The sequence below is a fragment of the Chryseobacterium carnipullorum genome, assembly GCF_003815695.1.
Lineage (GTDB): Bacteria > Bacteroidota > Bacteroidia > Flavobacteriales > Weeksellaceae > Chryseobacterium > Chryseobacterium carnipullorum.
On sequence record NZ_CP033920.1, the window covers coordinates 1,647,629 to 1,664,337 of the forward strand.

Annotated in this window: 19 protein-coding genes; 12 read left to right on the forward strand and 7 right to left on the reverse strand. The window is 38.2% G+C overall.

Going from position 1 to position 16,709, the window contains the following annotated elements; translation table 11 throughout:
• The first annotated feature begins 125 nt into the window (after window positions 1-125).
• The 9 genes from scpA (at window position 126) to EG346_RS07625 (ending at window position 9,327) form a co-directional block, all read left to right on the forward strand.
• Entirely contained in the window at window positions 126-2,246 is a 2,121-nt protein-coding gene (gene scpA, locus EG346_RS07585; protein ID WP_123877799.1) for a methylmalonyl-CoA mutase, read from the forward strand.
• Between the two features lie 71 nt (window positions 2,247-2,317).
• Entirely contained in the window at window positions 2,318-3,298 is a 981-nt protein-coding gene (locus tag EG346_RS07590; RefSeq protein ID WP_123877801.1) for a M28 family peptidase, read from the forward strand.
• Between the two features lie 406 nt (window positions 3,299-3,704).
• Complete coding sequence (locus tag EG346_RS07595) at window positions 3,705-4,439, forward strand: hypothetical protein (protein ID WP_123877803.1); 735 nt, start codon at window positions 3,705-3,707, stop codon at window positions 4,437-4,439.
• 26 nt (window positions 4,440-4,465) lie between these two features.
• On the forward strand, window positions 4,466-5,857 hold the full coding sequence (locus tag EG346_RS07600) for an RtcB family protein (RefSeq protein WP_123877805.1): 1,392 nt from the start codon (window positions 4,466-4,468) through the stop codon (window positions 5,855-5,857).
• A gap of 83 nt (window positions 5,858-5,940) precedes the next feature.
• The gene (locus EG346_RS07605; protein WP_123877807.1) at window positions 5,941-6,492 is read left to right on the forward strand and encodes a hypothetical protein; all 552 of its coding nucleotides are present in this window, start codon (window positions 5,941-5,943) and stop codon (window positions 6,490-6,492) included.
• Between the two features lies 1 nt (window position 6,493).
• Window positions 6,494-7,078 carry a hypothetical protein gene (locus EG346_RS07610; RefSeq protein ID WP_123877809.1) on the forward strand — a complete coding sequence of 195 codons (585 nt, stop codon included), beginning with the start codon at window positions 6,494-6,496 and terminating at the stop codon, window positions 7,076-7,078.
• Window positions 7,057-7,728: a peptide chain release factor H gene (gene prfH / locus EG346_RS07615; protein ID WP_123877811.1), complete on the forward strand. Its 672-nt coding sequence runs from the start codon at window positions 7,057-7,059 to the stop codon at window positions 7,726-7,728. The genes EG346_RS07610 and prfH overlap by 22 nt, the downstream gene beginning before the upstream one ends.
• A gap of 12 nt (window positions 7,729-7,740) precedes the next feature.
• Complete coding sequence (locus EG346_RS07620) at window positions 7,741-8,244, forward strand: tetratricopeptide repeat protein (RefSeq protein WP_123877813.1); 504 nt, start codon at window positions 7,741-7,743, stop codon at window positions 8,242-8,244.
• A 90-nt stretch (window positions 8,245-8,334) separates the two neighbouring features.
• Window positions 8,335-9,327 (forward strand): enolase C-terminal domain-like protein, encoded by a 993-nt coding sequence (locus tag EG346_RS07625; RefSeq protein ID WP_123877815.1) that lies wholly within the window; start codon window positions 8,335-8,337, stop codon window positions 9,325-9,327.
• Between the two features lie 75 nt (window positions 9,328-9,402).
• On the opposite strand, the gene EG346_RS07630 is transcribed toward EG346_RS07625, so the two are convergent.
• Both EG346_RS07630 and EG346_RS07635 read right to left on the reverse strand, forming a co-directional pair.
• Entirely contained in the window at window positions 9,403-9,690 is a 288-nt protein-coding gene (locus tag EG346_RS07630) for a c-type cytochrome (protein WP_123877817.1), read from the reverse strand.
• 17 nt (window positions 9,691-9,707) lie between these two features.
• Complete coding sequence (locus EG346_RS07635) at window positions 9,708-9,998, reverse strand: c-type cytochrome (protein WP_123877819.1); 291 nt, start codon at window positions 9,996-9,998, stop codon at window positions 9,708-9,710.
• Between the two features lie 141 nt (window positions 9,999-10,139).
• Here EG346_RS07635 and meaB point away from each other — a divergent pair, with 141 nt between their 5' ends.
• On the forward strand, window positions 10,140-11,123 hold the full coding sequence (meaB, locus tag EG346_RS07640) for a methylmalonyl Co-A mutase-associated GTPase MeaB (RefSeq protein ID WP_123877821.1): 984 nt from the start codon (window positions 10,140-10,142) through the stop codon (window positions 11,121-11,123).
• Here the strand turns inward: meaB and EG346_RS07645 are convergent.
• Window positions 11,120-11,671, reverse strand: coding sequence for a DUF4251 domain-containing protein (locus EG346_RS07645; protein WP_123877823.1), 552 nt, complete (start codon window positions 11,669-11,671; stop codon window positions 11,120-11,122). The two genes, meaB and EG346_RS07645, sit on opposite strands and share 4 nt — an antisense overlap.
• Before the next feature lie 106 nt (window positions 11,672-11,777).
• Between EG346_RS07645 and EG346_RS07650 the strand changes: the two genes are divergently transcribed.
• Both EG346_RS07650 and EG346_RS07655 read left to right on the forward strand, forming a co-directional pair.
• Window positions 11,778-12,584, forward strand: a complete 807-nt coding sequence (locus tag EG346_RS07650; RefSeq protein WP_073328934.1) for a M48 family metallopeptidase — start codon at window positions 11,778-11,780, stop codon at window positions 12,582-12,584.
• 92 nt (window positions 12,585-12,676) lie between these two features.
• Window positions 12,677-12,988 carry a hypothetical protein gene (locus EG346_RS07655; protein WP_073328937.1) on the forward strand — a complete coding sequence of 104 codons (312 nt, stop codon included), beginning with the start codon at window positions 12,677-12,679 and terminating at the stop codon, window positions 12,986-12,988.
• Window positions 12,989-13,023: 35 nt separating this feature from the next.
• Here the strand turns inward: EG346_RS07655 and EG346_RS07660 are convergent, their stop codons facing one another.
• The 4 genes from EG346_RS07660 to EG346_RS07675 form a co-directional block, all read right to left on the reverse strand.
• On the reverse strand, window positions 13,024-13,638 hold the full coding sequence (locus EG346_RS07660; RefSeq protein ID WP_123877825.1) for an outer membrane beta-barrel protein: 615 nt from the start codon (window positions 13,636-13,638) through the stop codon (window positions 13,024-13,026).
• Window positions 13,622-14,437 (reverse strand): ABC transporter ATP-binding protein, encoded by an 816-nt coding sequence (locus EG346_RS07665; RefSeq protein ID WP_073328942.1) that lies wholly within the window; start codon window positions 14,435-14,437, stop codon window positions 13,622-13,624. The genes EG346_RS07660 and EG346_RS07665 overlap by 17 nt, the downstream gene beginning before the upstream one ends.
• On the reverse strand, window positions 14,437-15,189 hold the full coding sequence (locus tag EG346_RS07670) for an MlaE family ABC transporter permease (RefSeq protein WP_073328944.1): 753 nt from the start codon (window positions 15,187-15,189) through the stop codon (window positions 14,437-14,439). Before EG346_RS07670 ends, EG346_RS07665 begins: the two co-directional genes overlap by 1 nt.
• Window positions 15,190-15,308: 119 nt before the next feature.
• Entirely contained in the window at window positions 15,309-16,679 is a 1,371-nt protein-coding gene (locus tag EG346_RS07675; RefSeq protein ID WP_073328947.1) for an exopolysaccharide biosynthesis polyprenyl glycosylphosphotransferase, read from the reverse strand.
• Window positions 16,680-16,709: the final 30 nt, after the last annotated feature.

Genomic DNA, 16,709 nt, shown 5'->3' on the forward strand with positions numbered 1-16,709 from the left:
TCTATAACTGAGACCGGGCATTTGTCCGGTCTTTTTTATGTTTAAAACTCAGCAAAACTGAATGTTAACATAAGTTTCATGTTTCATTCAAAAAAATTAACTTTACGGAGACAAAAATTATTGGAATGCGAAAGACAATTTCTGTGAAAAAGCCGGATTTTACTATAGAGCCTCAGGAAAGAGAAATCTATAACTTTGAAAAAGACGGATTAGAGTTAAAATCATCTTATACCCAAAAAGATGTTAAAAATGAATCTTTAACACAGACTTCTCCAGGAATTGCTCCCTATCTCAGAGGCCCGTATTCCACCATGTACGTACAAAAACCATGGACCGTAAGACAATACGCAGGCTTCTCCACCGCAGAAGAATCCAATGCCTTTTACAGAAGAAACCTGGCAGCTGGACAAAAAGGACTATCCGTAGCTTTTGATCTGGCCACCCACAGAGGATATGATTCCGATCACTCAAGAGTAGTGGGGGACGTAGGAAAAGCCGGCGTTGCCATCGACTCTGTTGAAGATATGAAAATCCTCTTCAATGAAATTCCTCTGGATCAGATCTCAGTATCGATGACGATGAATGGTGCCGTACTTCCTATTTTGTCTTTCTATATTGTGGCAGCTGAAGAGCAGGGGGTAAGTCAGGAACTTCTTTCAGGAACGATTCAGAATGATATTTTAAAAGAATTCATGGTAAGGAATACTTACATCTATCCACCAGCTCCTTCTATGAAAATTATAGCAGATATCTTTGAATATACTGCGCAGAACATTCCGAAATTCAACTCTATTTCCATTTCAGGATACCACATGCAGGAAGCAGGTGCCACTCCGGTACTGGAAATGGCTTATACGCTGGCAGACGGTCTGGAATATGTAAGAACAGGAATCAAAGCAGGGATGAATGTAGATGATTTTGCTCCGAGACTTTCATTTTTCTGGGCGATCGGGATGAATCACTTCATGGAAATTGCAAAAATGAGGGCTGCAAGATACATTTGGGCTACTCTTTTAAAACAGTTCAATCCTCAGAACGCAAAATCTTTAGCCTTAAGAACTCACTCTCAAACCTCAGGATGGTCGCTTACAGAGCAGGAACCGTTTAATAATATTACAAGAACGGCTATTGAAGCGCTTTCTTCAGCGTTAGGCGGAACTCAGTCTTTACATACCAATGCTCTGGATGAAGCAATTGCCCTTCCAACAGATTATTCAGCAAAAATTGCGAGAAATACTCAGATTATCCTTCAGCAGGAAAGCGGAATATGCGACGTTGTAGATCCTATGGGCGGAAGTAATCTAGTGGAAAGTCTCACCCAGCAGATGATTGAAGAAGCGATGAAATATATCGATGAGGTAGAGCAGGAAGGTGGAATGACCAAAGCAATTGAAGCAGGAATTCCCAAAATGAGGATTGAAGAAGCTGCCGCCAAAAAGCAGGCTAAAATAGACAGTGGTGAAGAGTTCATTATTGGAGTGAACTCATTCAGGACATCCCTGAAGCAAGATGGAATAGAAATCCTGGATATCGACAATACTGAAGTCCGCAGAAAACAGATCGAAAGACTTGAAAAAATAAAAGCAGAAAGAAATCCCGAAGCCGTTATCCAGATTCTGGATGAGATCCGTGAAAGTGCCAAAACAGGAAAAGGAAACCTTCTGGCTCTTTGTATAGAAGCTGCGAAAAGAAGAGTGACGCTTGGTGAAATGAGCGATGCGATGGAAGAAACTTTCGGAAGATATAAAGCCAATATCAGAACAATATCTGGAGTATATGCTATGAATGCCGGAAAAAATGAATATTTTGAAAAAGCCCTTCAACTGACTCAGAAATTTGAAGAACAAGAAGGCCGTCGCCCAAGAATTATGGTCGCTAAAATGGGTCAGGACGGACACGACAGAGGCGCCAAAGTAGTCGCAACCGCCTTTGCAGATATGGGATTTGACGTCGACGTGGCACCCTTGTTTCAAACACCGGAAGAAGTAGCTAAACAAGCTGTAGAAAATGATATTCATATCCTTGGAGTATCTTCTCTTGCTGCCGGGCATAAAACCCTGGTTCCACAGGTTGTGGAAGAACTGAAGAAATTAGGAGCAGATGATGTAACCATTGTAGTGGGAGGCGTTATTCCACAACAGGATTATGAATTCCTGTATGCGAACGGTGCCGACTTTATTTTCGGTCCGGGAACCAACCTTCCAAAATGTGCAGTGGAAATTTTACAGAGATTCTTAGAAAATTAAACTTTACTCACGGTGAGGATTGACGGAAAAAGACTAATTTCAGGATTTCCAACAATAAACCATACCGTGAGATGAATTTTAAAAATATAACCAGGCCTGCGGCAAATAAGATCATTATTTTCGCAGGCCTATTTTTTATCGCTGTGTTTTGTTTGGCGATAGATTCTAGAAACCAGCCGGTGCAAAAATCTCCGTTGCCTGCTGATATTAATCTGGTTAAAAGGCACCTCACAGCGCTTACCCAAACTCCGGAATTCAGAAACCATAAAAATACAGATCAGCTGAATGCTGTGGCAGACTATATCAAGCAGAATTTCAGTAAATATGGTGATAGTACCATCTTTCAGGAATACAATGCCGATGGTAAAACCTATAAAAATGTAATCACTTCTTTCGGGACAGAAAACAAAAGGAGAATTATTATCGGGGCTCATTATGACGTTTGCGGAGACCAGCAGGGTGCCGACGATAATGCTACCGGAGTGACTGCCCTTTTAGAGCTGGCAAGAATGCTCAAAGACCAAAAGCTAAACTACCGGATCGATCTTGTAGCCTACACCCTGGAAGAACCTCCCTATTTCAGGACCGAAAATATGGGGAGCCACATTCATGCTCAATATTTAAAAGATCACAACATCGATGTATATGGCATGGCAAGTGTAGAAATGATAGGGTATTTTAAAGATGAAAAAGATTCACAAAGCTATCCATTAGGGATTTTATCTTGGGTTTATGGCAACAAAGGAGACTTCATAACCTTGGTCAAAAAATTCGGAGCCGGAAATTTTGTAAATAATTTCAGCACTCAATTTAAAGAAGCCAATCAGATAAAAACCGAAACCTTTACCGCCCCGAAATTTGTAAAAGGAACCGATTTTTCAGACCACCTTAATTATTGGAAATTTGGCTACTCCGCCCTGATGATAACAGATACATCATTTTTCAGGAATGAAAATTACCACCAAGCCACAGACACTTTAGAAACACTTGATCTTACAAGAATGACTAAAGTGATAGATGGTATCTTTCTGAGCCTGATCCACATGAAATAAAAAAAATATTTTGATATTCAGAAAAAATACTATATTTGCAACTGAAAATCAAGTTTAACCCATTAAAAAACAACGAAGCAATGTTCAAAACGAATCAAAATTCTTCAGCTGGAGTACCCCTTATGGTGGTAAGGCTTCGTGGTTTGGTATACTCTTAGAATAATAGTACAACGAAATATCAAAACCCGAAGTCGTAAAGATTTCGGGTTTTTTATTGCGCAATATTAAACTCCAGTTTCCCCGAAATTTTTTAGTGTCATTAAGAACAAAATGAAAAGATCTTTTACGATCCAACTTCATACTGTTCATTATCCCAAAATCAATCAACTTAAATTTTAGTTGAATACGGAATTGTTGTGATTTGTCAGAATCTAACTTCTAATATCTCACTTCTAAATTCTTTTTTATGGAAAATAATAACCTTCTGTTTCACCGCCTTAGAAGCATAAGAAGCAGAAAAAGAACAGCTATAAAAGATGTAGAAAAAAAGATAAGAAAAAAGTATAATCGTAGTAAGGAGCTTTGGCACCTCAGAAGGAATATCCGTTGGATTCCACTGGAAAATCCCTATCAGAGAGGATTTGTAAGATTCTTCGTTGTGAATGATGAGGTGAAAAGATCTGAAGATGAAGATTTATTTGAAGGAATTCTGAAGAAGATCAACACCTATATGTATTCCGAAAGCCGGCTGTTTCTCAAAAAGAGAAAAAAGTTCGGGCGCAGGATCTATGTGGAAAAAGCACAGAAGCTGAACCTCATTTCCTTCTATGCATGGACAGATCCCAAATTTGGGCTTACCCCAAGAGAAAGGCAGTATTTTCTTAGAAAAGAAGAATACAATCCATTCAGAAAAAGGAATGAAACCTACTACGAATTCATTGAACCTTGGAGATTTACCTTACGGATAAAACCCAATATGATTACACATTACAAACCTGTAGATGCAGAACTTGAAAAAGAATATGCTGAGATAGAATCATATATCAGCCAGTATAAAGTGGCGGGAATTATTCAGAAAACTATTAACGGTAAATCAAATGCCTGGAAAAAGGAATATGAAACTGAACTTATCAAAAGCAGGAAATATGCAAACTGCATCCTGTCCGCAAAAGTGATTGCAGACTATTTTGAGGACTTATAGGTCCAAAATGATTTAAAACAAAAACAATGGGAAATTTAAAACTAAAAGGAAAAGATATATTAAAAATAGGCTATCCAAATAATCAAAGCGTCAATGTGGCTTTGGAGGTCATGAAAAGAAATTTTGCAACGAAGAATATTCATCACGTAAAATCTATCTTAAAAGACATCCTCCTCAATCCGGAGAACTTTGAAAAAGACCTGACCTTCGGGCAGATCGCAGAATCACTGCTTTCATCCAGAAAGACAGAAAAAAGAATGCTCAACACCCAGCGTGCTTCCTTCCAGATCTTTGGAAACAATATCTCTGAAGAAGCAAAAAATCAGCTGTATACCGCTTTAAAACTGCCCATTTCAACGCAGGGCGCTTTAATGCCCGATGCACACAGCGGTTACGGACTGCCAATTGGCGGTGTTCTGGCGGTAGAAAATGCAGTAATCCCCTACGGAGTAGGAATGGATATCGGCTGCAGAATGAGCCTCAGTATTTTGGATATACCGGTTTCATATCTCGACGGAGCAAGAGATAAATATGAAAAAGCTCTTGCCGAACATACCAAATTCGGGATGTACGAAACCCATAAATCTCATATCGATCATGAAATCTTTGAGAGAGATACCTTCGATATGATCCCGGTTTTGAGGAGACTAAAAGGAAAAGCCATTAAGCAGATGGGATCTTCCGGGGGAGGAAATCACTTTGTAGAATTCGGAGAAGTGGAGATCACGGAAGAAGAAGATCAGATCGGGCTGCCGAAAGGAAAATACCTGGGCATTCTGTCACACAGCGGATCAAGAGGCTTGGGAGCTGAGATTGCACAATACTACTCAAGAGTAGCTGCCGATCAGTGTCCCCTGCCAAAAGAAGCCCAGCAATTTGCCTGGCTGGATCTGAATACCCATCTCGGCATTGAATACTGGACTGCAATGAATCTCGCCGGAGATTATGCTTCTGCCTGCCATGATGACATCCACAGAAGACTTGTAAAAGCAGTGGGTGGAAGAGTGAAGGCAAGGATTGAAAATCACCACAATTTCGCATGGAAAGAAATTCACAACGGAAAAGAAGTGATCGTCCACAGAAAAGGCGCAACACCGGCCCATGAAAATGAATTGGGAATGATTCCCGGATCCATGACGGCAAAAGGTTTTATCGTCCGTGGAAAAGGCAATCCTGATGCTTTGAATTCAGCATCACATGGAGCAGGAAGAGCTCATTCGAGAGGAGAATGCAGAAGCCTTTTTACTCAGAATGATATCAAAAAAGAGCTTAAGCTAAAGAAAGTCACCTTAATGGGCGGTAATACGGAAGAAGCACCAATGGCTTATAAAGACATTCATGAGGTAATGAATGCACAAAGCGAATTGGTAGACATCCTCGGAACATTTCAGCCCAGAATTGTGAGAATGGACAAATAAATTTTAGATGCCGGTTTCTGGTTGTCAGTTGAAAATTTTAACTGATAACCGGGAATAGCATCAAAAAACCAGAAATTAAAAAAATGGGAGCACCTCATAACATAAAAAGATATGGAGAAGTCTGGCCGGAATTTAGAATCCGCCACGGACTTGAAATTTTAAATAAATTAAAGGATAAAGTCATCATATCTGGTGGCTGGGCATGGCATTTTATGTCGGAAAAAGGGCATACGGAATACAAACATGCACACGACCATAAGGATATTGATGTTTTCGTAAAAAAAGAAAATGCAGCAGAAACAGTCATGATCCTTCAACACGAAGAGTTTCAGAAAGTATGGACCCGGTATGATCATCTTCAGAGCGAAGAAAATTTCAGGAGATATGAGAAAACGGTAGAACTCGAAGACGGGAAATCTCATAGAATTACCATAGATTTCTTTGAAAAAAATGATCTGGATACGATTGATATAGAAGGTTTTACTGTTGTTAAGCCGGATATTTTGCTGACTTTTTACAGAAATATCCATTCCAGTGATAAATGCTGGGCGGTGATGGCAGCTAAAGATTTACTACAGAAAGGAATAGACCCCATCGGGCATCCAAAATTAAGTGAAATCCCTAACACACATTAAAATGGAAAAGAGATACCAACAACTATATTCTTATTACTATGCTGATTGTCTGGTGGTTTGCCCGGACTGTGGAAAGGATGCAGTTGTTAAAAATGAAAACAATTATAAAGAAGCTGCTTTGGAATGCAGGCACTGTAATTTGAGAAAAACAGGATATGATATGGTGCTTTATAAAGCAGTTGCTAAGCTTCATTGTCCTATCTGTGCACATTCTATCCGCGTTGAAAGATGTGTAAAAGAAAAGCTTGAGAATATTTCAGTGGAGTGTGGCGAATGTGATACCAAGTTGGATATTAAACCAAGATATGAAAGGTATGTCAGCAATTATTCTAAGAAAACAAATGGACTGAAGCAGGATGATGTTTTTGGCTGTCCCCTTTATTTTCAGGATGACTGCAAAGGAAATTTATTTTGGGCAAAAAACAGAGAGCATCTTTTAGAAATGGAGGCTTATGTATCGTCAGAATTAAGAACATTGCCGTACAGGATGCGTATGGTAGAAAGACTGCCTGCCTTTATCAAAGAAGCAAAAAATAGAGAAGCAGTCTTAAAAATTTTACAAAAATGGAAAAACTCATACAAATAACCTCAGGAAGAGGACCTTTAGAATGCCAGTGGGTGACCGCTAAAGTACTGAAGGTTTTTCTTGAGGAAATCAAAAATAATAAAATAGACTACGAAATCATTCATCGTGAAAATGGCGATGAAAACCTGACCCTTAAATCCGTAACCCTACTTTTAAAAGCAAAAGAGCTGAATACATTCTTAAAAACATGGTTAGGAAGTATATGCTGGACCGGGAAAAGTACTTTCAGAAAACTTCACAAAAGAAGCAACTGGTTTATTGGTGTTTTTGAGCTGGAAGGATTGGAGAAAATCGATTTCAAGGAAAAAGATATTCAATTCCAGACCACAAGAAGCCAGGGAAGCGGCGGACAAAATGTGAACAAAGTAAATACTGCGGTTCGGGCCGTTCATGTACCTACCGGAGAATGGGTATTTGCACAGGATTCCCGTTCTCAATTGGAAAATAAAAAACTCGCCATTATGCGACTGAAAGAAAAAGTGGCCGGGATTTATATCAAACAGCTGGAAAAAAGGATGCAGGATACCTGGAACAATCATTTGCAGGTAGAGAGAGGAAACCCGGTGCGTACATTCTCCGGAACAGATTTTAAAAAGAACCATCAGGATAAATCATTCAAAAAACAAAGGAATGATCTGAAAAAGAATTAAAAAACGAAAAAAATGACCTTAACTAAAAGCAAATATTATTTTGAAGCACTGGATAATTATCCATATAGCCTTCCGGATTGTCTGGAAGCATTGAATTATGCCCTTTCCTATGACCCTGAAGATGCGGACAGCCTTTGCCTGATGGGAAGAATTTACAGTGAAATGCTGACCGATTACGAAAAAGCGAAAACCTATTTCGAAGAAGCGATGCAGTGTAATGTAAGTAATCTGAATACACCACAACATTATATCAAATGCCTATTGGATAATGAAGATCTGGATGAAGCAGAAAAACTCATCAACTACGCTTTAAAAATCAAAGGAATAGATAAAGCAAGGATATTGATCCAGAAATCGCTGCTATTGGAGATCAGATTGGAATATAAAAAAGCAGTGGAGCCATTGAAAGAAGCAAAAAAATACAGTTATAACCAAAATATGATTGATTTTTTGAAGAGCCGGGAGAAATTTGTCAAAAGCAAAATGGCCAAAACAAAGAGGAAGGTGAAAAAATAAATACCCTATTGTTAGCAAATGGGTAGGCTTACCTAACATGATACAATATAAAAGGATCTTTTTAAGGTCCTTTTTTTGTAGCTTTAATAAATGGAACTTTATTTTGAACTTAAAACCCTTCAGCTGAAGGAAACCTTCTCTATCGCTTATGGAAATTACAACAGAAGGGAAGCATTGCTTGTTGAGTTATCTTATTTAAATTATAAAGGATATGGTGAATGTGTGGCCATCGATTATTATAAGATCAATTTAAAGGATTTTGTGATCAGGTTAAAGGAAATACAAGAGTTAGTTGAAAAGAACACCATTATTCATCCAACAGAATTTTTTCTTTTTCTTTCAGCATTAAATCTGCACCCATTTTTAAAGTCTGCCTTGGATTGTGCCTATTGGGACCTTTTTGGAAAACTGGAAAATAAAAGCTTTATAGAATTAAATCACATTCCTTCTGGAAGTTTAGTCGAAAGTTCCATTACCATTTCGATAGCAGATATCGAAGAGCAAATCACAAAAATAGAAAACAGCAGCTGGAATAAACTCAAGGTAAAATGTAAAGGACTGAATAAAAACAATATTGAAAAATTACTAAGATTAAATAGAAATATCGCATTAGATTCCAATGCCAGTTTTACAGATCAGGATTGCCTTTGGCTGCAGGAATCTGAAATGATCACTCAATTTTCTTATATCGAACAGCCGAGGCCGGTGGGAAATTATAAAATATTGGATAAAGAAAGTTCCGCCAACTGGATGGCAGACGAAGACTGTCAAAATCTCAGTTCTCTTGCAGAGCTGTTACCATATTATAAAAGTGTCAACATTAAGCTGACGAAATGCGGAGGCCTTACTCCTGCGTTAGAAATGATCCGCAAAGCGAAAGACTTAGGATATAAGATCATGATCGGTTGTATGACAGAATCCACCGTTGGTATTTCTGCAGGCTGTGTACTCGCAGGACTTGTAGATTTTGCAGATCTGGATGGAGCTAACCTTATTTCTAATGATCCGGCACTAGGAAATTATGTAGAAAATGGAAAAATAATCCAATCCGGAAACCCCGGATTGGGAATAATTTTAAAATAGATGATAGACAGTTGTCAATTATTAAACGTATTAAATGCTAATACCTCTTAATTTTCAAACCTTTATTTATCAACTCTACTTCTTATTCACAGAAATCAGATAATCATAAACCATCTGGTGTTGCTCGTCGCTTAATTGAGCTTTAGGAGCCATTCTGCTTAATGTTTTGATCCATCCCTGATCATCATGCCTGGCAGGATCAGGAAGCTTGTGGCATCTGGAGCATGAATTTTCAAAAATAGTTTTACCCTGCACCAGCTGTTCAGACGCAGTATACTTTGGGCCTGTTACAGCAGTGCTTTTAGGTCCGCATGATACCATCAATAAAGCACCTGCCACCATACTTAAGATTGTTTTTTTCATACCCGTATTTTGATTGGTTATTTTTTCACGGAAACAATATAATCGTAAACCCACTGATGCTGCTCGTCCGTCAATTTCGCTTTGGGAGCCATTGAATTCATAATTCCTACCCATTGTACCGATGTATGTGATGTGGGATCCGGTAGTTTATGGCATCTTCCACAAGCGTTTTCAAAGATTGTTTTTCCCTGTGCTATTTGTTCTGCAGTAGAAACAGCCGGTCCCATAGGTGCGGCAGTAGAAGCCTTTGGGGTACAAGAGGCTAATAAAATACAGATTAATAGTGCAGCAGCGGATATTTTTTTCATGTTTCTTGATTTTTGATTCCTAACAAATGTAGGAATTTCCATCCCCCGTTGATGAAATATGCTCTAGTTTTAATTTAGAAGAAATAAAATTAATGGCTGTTTATATGGAAGTTTGAAGGTTATTTTTATACTTTTGAATTAATGAAATTTTCTACAGAAGAACTCATCGAAGGAATACGGTCAGGAAATAAACGTCTGATCGCAAAAGCCATTACATTAGTGGAAAGCAAAAAAGCCGAGCACAGGACACAGGCTGAAGAACTTCTGAAACAAATCATGCCTTTTACAGGAAATTCTGTCAGAGTAGGAATTACCGGAGTTCCGGGCGCCGGGAAATCTACATTCATAGAAAATTTCGGAAGACTGGTTATTGCTAATGGAAAGAAAGTAGCGGTTCTGGCTATTGATCCGAGTTCTTCCATCAACAAAGGAAGTATTTTAGGCGATAAAACAAGAATGGAAGAGCTTGCCAAAGAAGAAAATGCGTTTATACGACCTTCCCCAAGTTCCGGATTTCTTGGTGGGGTGGCCAATACCACTTTTGAAACCATGATGATCTGCGAAGCAGCCGGATATGACTATATTCTGATTGAAACTGTCGGGGTAGGTCAGTCAGAAGTCCTTGTGTCTGATATTACTGACGTATTTCTGTTTTTGAAGATCATTGGTGGTGGAGACGAACTGCAGGGTATTAAGCGTGGAATTATGGAAATGGTGGATCTTATTTTCATCAATAAAGTAGATCAGGATAACCTTCAGAAAGCAAAAAATACAAGACTGGAATTGAAACGAGCGCTGGACTTTATTCCTCCCAAAGAGAAAGGCTGGAAAATACCTGTACTATTAGGTTCTGCTCTTTATAATGAAGGCCTGGATGAGGTTTATACAAAAATCTATGAATTCATAGAGATGAAAAAGAAAAACGATCGTTTTCATCAGGTTCGTACCCAACAAGCTGAAAAACGCTTTGAATATTGGGTTCAGGAATATATTCTGGCGATGATGAAAAGAAGCAATTCTGTGGAAGAGGCCTATCTGCAGCACAAAAAAAATGCTTCAGAAATGGTTTCTAATCCCAGCACTGAAGCAAAAATATTTGTTGAAAAATTTTTATCTAAAGATTAAAGCTTCTCCTTTTGTTTCTGTGTCTCTTCATTTTTTGACACATATCCATCATAGGTGATCGGTTGTCTGTCATTACTTCTCATAGAAACAAATGCTTTACCGTTTTTAAAAACCTCTACATTAATTTCATCAACGTTTCCAACATCTGCAGGTTTAATCTTTACAGTCCAGTTTCCCTTTTTGTTTTGCGATTTAGTGACTGTGAAATCTTTTGAAGTAAAACGGTAACTGTTATTCGCGGTATTGTAAGAGGCGTTGTATAATCTTCCAAAATAAGGAAGAACGACTTCCAAATTATTTTTCTTAAGCTCTATGGTATAATTTTCTCCGTCCAGCTGTAGAATTCTTGCAGAAGGAGCATTTTGAATAGATCCCATCACATTAATCACTTCATAGTTCATAGGATTTGCCCGCTGGGCGTAAAATGTAAATTCCTCAGAATTCACCAGTGCGTCTACTGTTTTGGAATCTAATGAACCCTGTGAAGAGCAGCTCTGAAAGAAAAAAAGAAATCCAAAAATAAATATAAGTGAAATATACTTTTTCATAACCGTAATTATTGTTAAATTTAAATAGCAAAATGTATGCAAATATATCCCTTCTCAACCATTTTGGAATAAAAATTGTAAATGTTGAATTATTAACACTCGAAATATGAAATTTACACATCTATTAGGAATAGGAGCAGTTGCACTGTCAACGGTAGCTTGTACTACAAATCCGATTACGGGCAGGTCTTCATTACAGATTGCCAATAACTCGGAAATACTTACAATGTCTTCCCAGGAATATAAAACAACATTGTCTAAATCTAAGATTATCTCCGGAACTGCAGATGCCAAAAGAGTAGTGAGTGTAGGAAGCAGAATAAAAAGCGCAGCAGAAAGATATTATCAGAGCATAGGAAGATCAGCAGATCTTGCCAATTACAGTTGGGAATTTAACCTTTTGCAAAGCAATGAATTGAATGCATGGTGTATGCCTGGCGGGAAAGTTGCAGTATATACAGGAATTCTTCCAGTGACTAAAAATGATAATGGTCTTGCGGTGGTCTTAGGACATGAGGTTTCACATGCTTTGGCTGGCCATGGAAATGAGAGAATTTCTCAGGCAATGGTAGCCCAGTATGGCGGTTCTATTTTAGGCGGAACCATTTCCAACTCACAATGGGCCGGTATTTTTGAAAAAGTATATCCTATTGGATCACAAGTTGCATTATTGAAATACGGAAGAAACCAAGAGTCGGAAGCAGATCAGATGGGACTGTATCTGATGTCTATGGCAGGATATGACCCTAGAGAGGCAATTCCTTTCTGGAATAGAATGGAAGGAGCATCATCAGGAGCAAGGCAGCCGGAATTCCTTTCTACCCACCCGAATCCTGAGACCAGAATTTCAGATATCAACAGAAACCTTCCAAAAGCTTTAGAATATTACAAAGCTGCAGGAGGAAAAATATAATGATGTAAAATTTTAATCTGATATAAAGCCTTATTGAGCTGTAATTAAAGTAGATAAGGCTTTTTTCTAATAAACCACTAAACACAATATTTATGAAAAGTTTATCAATTACCGGACTTATACTGCTTGCCGTTTCAGCATTGCTTTTTTATCTGACCACTGATTTTACCGTAGGCGGAATTACCATCTCACACATGATGGGAGTAATGGCCGGAGTAGGAATAGGTCTTATTATTGGCGGAATGGTAGGGTATGTAAGCAAAGGAAGTGCTCTCAAGGCTGAAGAAAAAAGAAAAGAATTCAAGCAATTACAGAAAGACAAAGAAGAACTGGAAAAGCAGGCGGCAGAAATTGCCCAACGTGAAGCAGAACTCCGTCAACAAAATCAAAACCCTCAAATTTAAAATTTGAGGGTTTCTTTATAGCTGTTATTTTCAAATTATTTAAATCTGTAGCCTACACCTACTAAAAATAGGTTAGGTCTGTTGTCATATCTGATTTCCGAACCGGAAACTTTATTGATGAAGTTTCTTTCATCCTTGCTGAATGAACCTTCATATCGTGCATTGACGATTAATTTTTTAATTTCAAGCTGCGCGCCAAACTGATATCCAACAGTGAAATTATTTTTAACATTTTCCTTAAAATCGTTGTAGGTATTGTCCTTGCTCAGATTATAACTGGCAACAGGTCCTACAAAAACCCCAAGCATATTTCCCAAAACATTATGCCCAAGAAGAACAGGCATGTCCAGGCGGTTGCTTTTTACATCAAAAGTGGTATTCTCTGTCGTGAACTCATTTTTGAAATGGGTATAGTATAATTCAGGCATTACATAAAATGAACCCGGAAGTCCTACTTTTAATGAAAGCCCAACATTGAAACCTGCATTATTTTTTCCTGTTCCTTCAATGGCTTCGTTCACTGTTCCTTTGATGTTTGTCCATGACGGAGAACCTGTCGGGAAGATTAAGTTAGCTTTTCCTGCCAGTGAAATCTGCGCAGAAGCGAACATTGAAAACCCGATTAATGCTATACTAAGTACCTTTTTCATTATCATCTATTTTAGTGATTGTATTTTCAATCGTTTTATTATTTTCAAGTAAATATTCTCTCAGTTCTTTAAACAGTTCTGAAGAATAAACGAAGTCAATAAGATTTTTATTGCCTGCCGTGATGAGAACATCTTTGTTTCCTTCCCATTCTTTGATTCCCAGTCTCAGGTATACAATTTTCTGGCCTATCGTCATCACAGAGTTCATATCGTGTGTGTTGATAATGGTTGTGGTATTATATTCCTGGGTGATTTCCAGAAGGAGATCATCAATGATATTCGATGTGTAAGGGTCAAGACCGGAGTTCGGTTCGTCACAGAACAGATACTTTGGATTGTTCACAATAGCTCTGGCAATGGCCACACGTTTCTGCATTCCTCCCGAAATCTCAGACGGAAATTTTCTTCCCGCTTTATCAAGATGCACTCTGCCTATTACGTCAAAAACCCTTTTCTTTTTTTCTCTGAAGGTAAGGTTCGTAAACATATCCAGAGGAAACATGATATTCTCTTCTACCGTCAGTGAGTCAAAAAGTGCACTGCCCTGGAATACGGTTCCGATCTCCGAACGAAGATGCTGCTTCTGGTCTCTGGTCATCGTATTGATATCCGTGCCGTCGAAAAGGATTTCTCCTGATGAAGGCTGATAAACATTCAGCAGGCTTTTCAGGAAAACAGTCTTTCCCGAGCCACTCTGTCCAATGATCAGGTTTACCTTTCCCTTATCAAAAGAAGTCGAAATTCCCTTCAGTACTTCAACATCACCAAAACTCTTCTTAAGATCTTTTACCTCAATCATCAGCTTAATATTAATTGGGTTAAAATTAATTCGGAAATGATAATAAATACCATCGTCCATACTACGGCCTGCGTACTGGCTCTACCTACTTCCAGCGATCCTCCTTTTACATTATATCCGAAATAAGAAGGAACAGTAGCAATAATAAAGGCAAATACGGTAGTTTTTACAAATGCATAATACACAAATAAATTCGGCATATACATCTGGATTCCTGTTATATAGTCGTTTTCAGTCCAGTTTCCTGTAAGCATCCCAGCAAGATGTCCACCGCCAATACCAAAAACGATACTGATGGCAATAAGGAGAGGATTGAAAATAACACAGGCAAAAATTTTAGGCAAAATCAGGAAATTGGGAGAATTTACCCCCATAATGTCTAATGCGTCGATCTGCTCAGAAACTCTCATGGTTCCTATACTTGATGCAATATATGATCCTACTTTCCCTGCCAGAATAAGGCTGATAATGGTTGGAGAAAACTCCAGAACCAAAACGGCCTTCGTAGCATATCCTACAAACGAAGGTGGGATAGGAAAAGAAGAAGAAGCAAAATTATTGAACATCTGGATAGCGACTACCGCTCCCACAAATATAGAAGTGAAGATCACAAGCCCAAAAGAATTGACGCCGAGATCATTGATTTCTCTCATGAACAGCTTCCAGAAAACCCTCATTTTCTGGGGTTTTTGCAAGGATTTACCTAGAAGGATAATGTATTCTCCTACTGCTGTGAAAAACTTTTTTAACATGCTGCTAAATTAGACTTTTTTTATTTAATTAAAGTTACGGCTCAGGGGAATGCCTGAGGTTTATTTAACCTTAGAAGCAAATATGATTCCTCAATCTTGATCTTACCCTTTTGTTTGATTTATTTTGCGTTTTTATCACCGCCGATCACTAATAAAACGGTCTTTAAAATGATGACCAGATCCAATACAAAACTCCAGTTTCTTACATAGAAAGTGTCTGCAAGAATCCTTTTTTTCATTTCTACTTCCACGTCTCCGTAGTCTCCACGCAGTCCGCTTACCTGAGCAAGGCCTGTGATACCGGGAGAGACCATACTTCTTAAGCTGTATCTTCCTATCTTTGGTTTATAATAATTGTCAACCGCCAGCATATGGGGACGGGGTCCTACGATAGACATTTCTCCTTTCAAAACATTGATAAACTGGGGAAGCTCATCAAGACTTGTTTTCCTGAGGAACTTTCCGATTTTGGTGATCCTTGAATCATTCTCTTCTGTAGTTTTTGTCGAAGACTCCTCATTGACGACCATGGTTCTGAACTTCAGGCATGAAAATACCTCTTCATGGAAACCATATCTTTTCTGAACAAAAAAAACGGGGCCTTTTGATGTTGCTTTTATGACAGCAGCAATGATTGGAAATAGCCATGAGCAGAGTAGGACTAAGATAATCACTGAAAAAGCGATATCAAAAACCCTTTTAACCAGGAAGTTGGAATAATAATCCAGCGGGTATTTTGCCTGGCTTAGAATCGGCTGAGTCTGAATGTATCCAAGATCATACAGGAAAAAATCACTTTGTGTGATGCTGGGAATCAACGAAACGTGAACTTTATTATCTTCAGCCAGTTTGAAAATTTCTTGCTCTATACTGTCGCTAAAATTATTTTCTGTAGACAAAAACAGGGTGTGAATTCCGTTTTTCTTCCAAAAACTAACGAGTTCATTCGGACTTATGTCTGACTTTTCATAATCAAAAGTTTTATAACCGTAATCCTTTCTTTCCTTAAAAATATTCTTCAAAATCTCTGTAGAGCCCGTTTCTCCCAGAAACATTACATTTCTGTAGTTGACCCCCAGAGAACGGAAATATTTTATGGCAAAATAAATGACTGATTTTGCCAGGAAAATAAAGAAAAATAGGTAAAATGAAAGCCAGTAAATATCTGAATTGAAAAACACATTTTTACTTACCTTTCCAATAAGGAGAACTCCCAATATAAAAAACAGGAAATGGATCAAAAGACGTTCTAAAAATAAAGTATACGTAAGATTTCTCTGAATATTATAAATCTTTGTTCTGCCACTTAACAGCATCCAGAACATAAATAGTAATATCAGGGAAAAAACATTTTGATACCAGGTTTCTTCATGGTAACGCAAGCTTTCATTTCTGCTGATAAAAAAGAATATGAAGATAGATGCAATAACCATAAGGTCAAGCAAAATGATGATCGATTTCAGGTATCTAGAGTATCGAATTCTCTGCATCTATCGGTGTTTATAACGGATACGAAGAGC

Coding starts and splice junctions, on each gene's coding strand:
- EG346_RS07620 (WP_123877813.1), top strand. CDS start 7,741: ATGACCTTAACTAAAAGCAAATATTATTTTGAAGCACTGGATAATTAT.
- EG346_RS07630 (WP_123877817.1), bottom strand. CDS start 9,690: ATGAAAAAAACAATCTTAAGTATGGTGGCAGGTGCTTTATTGATGGTA.
- prfH (WP_123877811.1), top strand. CDS start 7,057: ATGGAAAAACTCATACAAATAACCTCAGGAAGAGGACCTTTAGAATGC.
- EG346_RS07670 (WP_073328944.1), bottom strand. CDS start 15,189: ATGTTAAAAAAGTTTTTCACAGCAGTAGGAGAATACATTATCCTTCTA.
- EG346_RS07605 (WP_123877807.1), top strand. CDS start 5,941: ATGGGAGCACCTCATAACATAAAAAGATATGGAGAAGTCTGGCCGGAA.
- scpA (WP_123877799.1), top strand. CDS start 126: ATGCGAAAGACAATTTCTGTGAAAAAGCCGGATTTTACTATAGAGCCT.
- EG346_RS07600 (WP_123877805.1), top strand. CDS start 4,466: ATGGGAAATTTAAAACTAAAAGGAAAAGATATATTAAAAATAGGCTAT.
- EG346_RS07660 (WP_123877825.1), bottom strand. CDS start 13,638: ATGAAAAAGGTACTTAGTATAGCATTAATCGGGTTTTCAATGTTCGCT.
- EG346_RS07590 (WP_123877801.1), top strand. CDS start 2,318: ATGAATTTTAAAAATATAACCAGGCCTGCGGCAAATAAGATCATTATT.
- EG346_RS07655 (WP_073328937.1), top strand. CDS start 12,677: ATGAAAAGTTTATCAATTACCGGACTTATACTGCTTGCCGTTTCAGCA.
- EG346_RS07595 (WP_123877803.1), top strand. CDS start 3,705: ATGGAAAATAATAACCTTCTGTTTCACCGCCTTAGAAGCATAAGAAGC.
- EG346_RS07650 (WP_073328934.1), top strand. CDS start 11,778: ATGAAATTTACACATCTATTAGGAATAGGAGCAGTTGCACTGTCAACG.
- EG346_RS07635 (WP_123877819.1), bottom strand. CDS start 9,998: ATGAAAAAAATATCCGCTGCTGCACTATTAATCTGTATTTTATTAGCC.
- EG346_RS07665 (WP_073328942.1), bottom strand. CDS start 14,437: ATGATTGAGGTAAAAGATCTTAAGAAGAGTTTTGGTGATGTTGAAGTA.
- EG346_RS07610 (WP_123877809.1), top strand. CDS start 6,494: ATGGAAAAGAGATACCAACAACTATATTCTTATTACTATGCTGATTGT.
- meaB (WP_123877821.1), top strand. CDS start 10,140: ATGAAATTTTCTACAGAAGAACTCATCGAAGGAATACGGTCAGGAAAT.
- EG346_RS07625 (WP_123877815.1), top strand. CDS start 8,335: ATGGAACTTTATTTTGAACTTAAAACCCTTCAGCTGAAGGAAACCTTC.
- EG346_RS07645 (WP_123877823.1), bottom strand. CDS start 11,671: ATGAAAAAGTATATTTCACTTATATTTATTTTTGGATTTCTTTTTTTC.
- EG346_RS07675 (WP_073328947.1), bottom strand. CDS start 16,679: ATGCAGAGAATTCGATACTCTAGATACCTGAAATCGATCATCATTTTG.